This window comes from Micromonospora sp. NPDC050495 (genome assembly GCF_040655175.1).
Lineage (GTDB): Bacteria > Actinomycetota > Actinomycetes > Mycobacteriales > Micromonosporaceae > Micromonospora.
Genome location: NZ_JBFAJK010000031.1, coordinates 74,241 through 80,240, shown reverse-complemented (window position 1 = coordinate 80,240; position 6,000 = coordinate 74,241). Strand labels below are relative to the sequence as shown.

Annotated in this window: 6 protein-coding genes; all 6 read left to right on the top strand. The window is 75.3% G+C overall.

Features of this window, described 5'->3' with window-relative positions:
• Positions 1-112: 112 nt before the first annotated feature.
• The 6 genes from mihF (at position 113) to AB0I11_RS24955 (ending at position 5,918) form a co-directional block, all read left to right on the top strand.
• The gene (gene mihF, locus AB0I11_RS24980) at positions 113-430 is read left to right on the top strand and encodes an integration host factor, actinobacterial type (RefSeq protein ID WP_046564635.1); all 318 of its coding nucleotides are present in this window, start codon (positions 113-115) and stop codon (positions 428-430) included.
• Between the two features lie 26 nt (positions 431-456).
• Positions 457-990 carry a guanylate kinase gene (locus AB0I11_RS24975; RefSeq protein ID WP_357325135.1) on the top strand — a complete coding sequence of 178 codons (534 nt, stop codon included), beginning with the start codon at positions 457-459 and terminating at the stop codon, positions 988-990.
• Positions 991-1,036: 46 nt separating this feature from the next.
• Positions 1,037-1,303 carry a DNA-directed RNA polymerase subunit omega gene (gene rpoZ / locus AB0I11_RS24970; RefSeq protein WP_013285517.1) on the top strand — a complete coding sequence of 89 codons (267 nt, stop codon included), beginning with the start codon at positions 1,037-1,039 and terminating at the stop codon, positions 1,301-1,303.
• 15 nt (positions 1,304-1,318) lie between these two features.
• On the top strand, positions 1,319-2,527 hold the full coding sequence (gene coaBC, locus AB0I11_RS24965; RefSeq protein ID WP_357325132.1) for a bifunctional phosphopantothenoylcysteine decarboxylase/phosphopantothenate--cysteine ligase CoaBC: 1,209 nt from the start codon (positions 1,319-1,321) through the stop codon (positions 2,525-2,527).
• A gap of 98 nt (positions 2,528-2,625) precedes the next feature.
• Positions 2,626-3,816, top strand: coding sequence for a methionine adenosyltransferase (gene metK / locus AB0I11_RS24960; RefSeq protein ID WP_357325129.1), 1,191 nt, complete (start codon positions 2,626-2,628; stop codon positions 3,814-3,816).
• 59 nt (positions 3,817-3,875) lie between these two features.
• The gene (locus AB0I11_RS24955; protein ID WP_357325126.1) at positions 3,876-5,918 is read left to right on the top strand and encodes a primosomal protein N'; all 2,043 of its coding nucleotides are present in this window, start codon (positions 3,876-3,878) and stop codon (positions 5,916-5,918) included.
• Positions 5,919-6,000 lie beyond the last annotated feature (82 nt).

The following is a 6,000-nucleotide window of genomic DNA, read 5'->3' as shown; positions in this document are numbered from 1 at the left end:
CAAGAGGGTATCCAGGTCTTGCGTCACAACATGATCTTGGATGCCCTCTCTTCATGCCCAGACATCGACCCCTGACTTCGGAACTACTCGTCTAGGGACCTGAGGAGAACTGGTGCCGCTCCCGTCACTGACCCCCGAGCAGCGCGCTGCCGCGCTGGAGAAGGCCGCGGAGATCCGCAAGGCCCGCGCCAAGCTGAAGGAGGACCTCAAGCAGGGCAAGACCAGCCTCGCCACCGTCCTCGAGCAGGCCGAGTCCGACGACGTCGTCGGCAAGCTCAAGGTGTCGGCCGTGCTGCAGGCGATGCCGGGCATCGGCAAGATCCGGGCCACCCAGATCATGGAGAAGCTCAAGATCGCTGACAGCCGTCGCCTGCGTGGCCTGGGCGAGCAGCAGCGCAAGGCTCTGCTTGGAGAGTTCGCCGCCAACTGAGCGCCGCGGGCGTGTAGAAACAAGCGGTGAGCACGGATGACGAGGCGCGCCCGGCGGCTCGGCTCACTGTCCTGACCGGACCTTCGGGTGCCGGTCGGGGCAGTGTCGTCGAGCAGGTCCGGGCGCGTCTCCCGTCCGTGTGGCGGCCGGTGCCCGCGACCACCCGGGCGCCCGCCCCGGGCGAGCTGCCCGGGATCGACCGGCTCTTCCTCGACCCGGCCGCCTTCGACCGGATGATCGCCGCCGGCGAGCTGTTGGAGTGGTGCCGGATCGGCCCGTACCGGCACGGCGTGCCGCGGGCGGGCATCCGGGACCGGCTCGCCGAGGGCCGGCCGGTGCTGCTCCCGCTGGACCTGCCCGGCGCGCTCGCCGTCCGGGCCGTGCTACCGGACGCGCAGCTGGTGTTGCTCGCTCCGCCGTCGTACCGTCCCGACCCGGCCGTGTCGGCCGCCGTGGCACACGCCGTGTGGCACGACCGGACCGAGCGCGTGGTCGAGGAGCTGGTAGGCTTGCTCGGTTCTTCCTTCCTGGCTCCGGCCCAACCGCGCCCGAGTGGTTGAGAGCCACCCGCTTGCGGGCGGTGCAGACAAACGTAGAGGTTTATTCGTGGGATCCATCGCCACCAACCCCGAGGGCATCACCAACCCGCCGATCGACGAGCTCCTCGAGAAGACGACCTCGAAGTACGCGCTGGTGATCTTCGCCGCCAAGCGCGCCCGCCAGGTCAACGCCTACTACAGCCAGCTCGGTGAGGGCCTGCTGGAGTACGTCGGCCCGCTCGTGGAGACCACCCCCCAGGAGAAGCCGCTCTCCATCGCCATGCGCGAGATCAACGCGGGTCTGCTCACCGCCGAGCCGACCGACCAGCCGTAACGCCCGCCCGCGCCGATGGCCGCCGAGATCGTCCTCGGGGTCGGCGGCGGCATCGCCGCCTACAAGGCGTGTGAGCTGCTGCGGCTCTTCACCGAGTCGGGCCACCGGGTCCGGGTCGTGCCGACCGCGTCGGCGCTCCGCTTCGTCGGGGCGCCGACCTGGGCCGCGCTCTCCGGCCGGCCGGTCGCCGACGACGTCTGGTCCGACGTGCACGAGGTGCCGCACGTGCGCCTCGGTCAGCACGCCGACCTGGTCGTGGTCGCCCCGGCGACCGCCGACCTGCTCGCCAAGGCCGCCCACGGCCTCGCCGACGACCTGCTCACCAACACCCTGCTGACCGCCCGCTGCCCGGTGCTGCTCGCCCCGGCCATGCACACCGAGATGTGGGAGCACCCGGCCACCGCCGCCAACGTGGCGACCCTGCGGTCCCGGGGCGTGCGGGTGATCGAGCCGGCGGTGGGGCGGCTCACCGGCGTCGACACCGGCAAGGGCCGGCTGCCCGACCCGGCGGAGATCTTCGCGGTGGCCCGCCGGGCCCTCGCCCGGGGCGTCGCCGCCCCGGCCGACCTGGCCGGCCGGCACGTGGTGGTCACCGCGGGCGGCACCCGCGAGCCGCTGGACCCGGTCCGGTTCCTCGGCAACCGCTCCTCCGGCAAGCAGGGGTACGCGTTCGCCCGCGCCGCGGTGGCCAGGGGCGCCCGGGTCACCCTGATCTCGGCCAACGTGACGCTGGCCGACCCGGCCGGCGCGGACCTGGTCCGGGTCGGCAGCACCGCGGAGCTGCGCACCGCGACGCTGGCGGCGGCCGCCGACGCGGACGTCGTGGTGATGGCCGCCGCCCCCGCCGACTTCCGCCCGGCCAGCTACGCCCCCGGCAAAATCAAGAAGTCGGACGACGGCAGCGCGCCCACCCTCGCGCTGGTGACCAACCCGGACATCGCCGCCGAGCTGGGCGCCGGCCGCCGGCCGGAGCAGCTGCTGGTGGTCTTCGCCGCGGAGACCGGGGACGCCGAGGCGAACGGCCGGGCCAAGCTGGCGCGCAAGCGGGCGGACCTGATCGTGATCAACGAGGTCGGCGTGGACAAGGTCTTCGGGGCCGAGACCAACGCGGCCACCGTGATCGGGGCGGACGGGTCGGTGCACCGGCTGCCCGAGCAGCCCAAGGAGGACCTGGCCGACGCCGTCTGGGACCTCGTGGTGGCCCGGCTGCCGGCCCGGTCCTGAGAGTTGGTCACTCTCCCGTTCCTCGAGCCACCCTGGGAGCACGGTGACTAAACTGCCGCCGAGCGACCTTTAAAAGTCTTCACATGCTTAGGAGTGCCGTGACACGTCTTTTCACGTCCGAATCGGTCACGGAGGGCCACCCGGACAAGATCGCCGACCAGATCAGTGACGGCATTCTCGACGCCCTGCTCGCGAAGGACCCGCACAGCCGCGTCGCGGTCGAGACCCTGATCACCACCGGCCAGGTGCACGTCGCCGGCGAGGTGACCACCAAGGCCTACGCCGACATCCCGACCATCGTCCGGGAGACCATCCTGGAGATCGGGTACGACTCGTCGAAGAAGGGCTTCGACGGCGCGTCCTGCGGCGTGAGCGTCTCCATCGGCGCCCAGTCGCCGGACATCGCCCAGGGCGTGGACAACGCGTTCGAGCTGCGTACCGGCTCGTCGGAGAGCGCGCTGGACGCGCAGGGCGCCGGCGACCAGGGCATGATGTTCGGCTTCGCCTGCTCCGAGACGCCCGAGCTGATGCCGGTGCCGATCGCGCTGGCGCACCGGCTGGCCCGGCGGCTGTCCGCGGTCCGCAAGGACGGCAGCGTGCCCTACCTGCGGCCGGACGGCAAGACCCAGGTGACCATCGAGTACGACGGGCTGCGCCCGGTCCGCCTCAACACCGTCGTGGTCTCCAGCCAGCACGCCGCCGACATCTCGCTGGAGTCGCTGCTCACCCCGGACATCCGCGAGCACGTCATCACCCCCGAGCTGGAGGGCCTCGGCCTGGACACCGAGGGCTACCGGCTGCTGGTCAACCCGACCGGGCGGTTCGAGATCGGCGGCCCGATGGGGGACGCCGGCCTCACCGGCCGCAAGATCATCGTCGACACCTACGGCGGGTACGCCCGGCACGGTGGCGGCGCGTTCTCCGGCAAGGACCCGTCGAAGGTGGACCGCTCCGCGGCGTACGCGATGCGCTGGGTGGCCAAGAACGTGGTCGCCGCCGGCCTCGCCGAGCGCTGCGAGGCGCAGGTCGCGTACGCGATCGGCAAGGCACACCCGGTCAGCCTCTTCATCGAGACCTTCGGCACCGAGACCGTGCCGGTCGCCTCGATCGAGAAGGCCGTCGCCGAGGTGTTCGACCTGCGCCCGGCCGCGATCATCCGGGACCTCAACCTGCTCCGCCCGATCTACCGACAGACCGCCGCGTACGGCCACTTCGGCCGGGAGCTGCCGGACCTGACCTGGGAGAGCACCGACCGGGCCGCCGACCTCAAGTCGGCCGCAGGAGCCTGACCGCCACCAGGCGCACCGACCGGCGACCCGCTGACGGGTCGCCGGTCGCTCGTGTCTGCGTGGACCTGCCCCTGGCCCACCTCGACCGCCCCTTCGACTACCTGGTCCCCGCCGAGCTGGACGCGACGGCCCGGCCCGGGGTGCGGGTGAAGGTGCGCTTCGCGGGCCAGCTCGTCGACGGCTGGCTGCTGGAGCGGGTGGCCGAGTCCGACCACCCCCGGCTGGCGTACCTGGAGAAGGTGGTCTCCCCGGTCCCGGTGCTGGCGCCGGAGGTGGCCCGGCTGGCCCGGGCGGTCGCCGACCGGTACGCCGGCAACCTCGCCGACGTGCTCCGGCTCGCCGTCCCGCCCCGGCACGCCCGGGTCGAGAAGGACCTCACCGCCCCGGACCCCGACGCCGCCCCGGACCCGGCTCGCGCAGCCGACGCCCCGGACGGCGCCGCCCCGGACCCGGCCACCGACGGCCCGGACCGCGTCGCCGACGGCCCGGATCCCGACGTCGACGGCCCGGATCCCGACGGCGACGGGCCGGTGGCCGCGCCGGGCGAGGTCGATCCGCGCGGCTGGCGGGACTACCCGGCCGGGCCGGCGTTCCTGCGCGCGCTCAGCACGGGCCGGGCTCCCCGCGCCGTCTGGTCGGCGCTGCCCGGCGAGGACTGGGCGGCCCGCTACGCCGACGCGGTGGCCGCCACGGTGGCCGGCGGCCGGGGCGCGCTGGTGGTGGTGGCCGACGCCCGCGACCTGGACCGCCTCGACGCGGCGCTCACCGGCGTCCTCGGCCCGGGGCGGCACGTCTGCCTCTCCGCCGCGCTCGGCCCGGCCCGCCGGTACCGGGCCTTCCTGGCCGCGCTGCGGGGGGACGTGCCGGTGGTCGTCGGCACCCGGGCGGCCATGTTCGCCCCGGTCGACCGGCTCGGCCTGGTCGCCATCTGGGACGACGGCGACGACCTGCACGCCGAGCCCCGGGCGCCGTACCCGCACGCCCGGGAGGTGCTGCTCACCCGGGCCCAGCTCGCCGACGTGGCCGCCCTGGTCGGCGGGTACGCCCGTACCGCCGAGGCGCAGCTGTTGACCGAGACCGGCTGGGCCCGTGCCGTGGTGGCCGACCGGACCACCCTGCGCGCCCGGGTGCCGGCCATCACGCCGACCGGGGACGACCCGCAGCTGGCCCGCGACCCGGGCGCCGCGTCCGCGCGGCTGCCCAGCCTGGCCTGGACCGCTGCCCGGGACGCGCTCCGCGCCGACCTGCCGGTGCTGGTGCAGGTGCCCCGCCGCGGCTACCTGCCCTCGGTGGCCTGCGCGGACTGCCGTACCCCGGCGCGTTGCCCGCACTGTGCGGGCCCGCTCGCCCTGCCCGCCGCCGACGGCGCGCCGGCCTGCCGCTGGTGCGGGCGGGTCGCCGCGGCGTACACCTGCCCGGAGTGCGGCGGGCGGCGGCTGCGGGCCGCGGTGACCGGCGCCCGGCGTACCGCCGAGGAGCTGGGCCGGGCCTTCCCCGGCGTGCCGGTGCGGACCTCGGGCCGGGAGGAGGTGCTCGCCACGGTGCCCGGCGGCGCCGGCCTGGTGATCGCCACCCCGGGCGCCGAGCCGGTCGCCGACGGCGGCTACGGCGCGGTGCTGCTGCTCGACTCGTGGGCCCTGCTCACCCGGGCCGACCTGCGGGCGGGGGAGGAGGCGCTGCGGCGCTGGCTGGCGGCGGCGGCGCTGGCCCGGCCGGGGCCGGCGGGGGGCCGGGTGGTGGTGGTCGCCGACGGGGCCTTGGCCCCGGTGCAGGCGCTGCTGCGCTGGGACGCGCCCTGGTTCGCGGCCCGCGAGCTGGCCGAGCGGCGGGAGCTGGGCTTCCCGCCGGCGGTGCGGATGGCCAGCCTCACCGGCGCGCCCGCCGCGGTGGCGGACCTGCTGGCCGGGGTCCGGCTGCCGGACGACGCCGAGGTGCTCGGCCCGGTGCCGGCCGAGGAGGGGCGGGAGCGGATGCTGGTCCGGGTGCCCCGGGCCCGGGCGGGCGCGCTCGCCGGCGCGCTGCACACCGCCGCCGGGCAGCGCAGCGCCCGCAAGGCCGCCGACCCGGTCCGGCTCCAGGTCGACCCGCTGACCCTGTTCTGAGCCCCGACCCGGCGCGTGAGCTGCCGCACGCGGCCCGCCACGAACGCTCGTGAGCAGCGGTTTGTCGCACACCTCGGGCGGC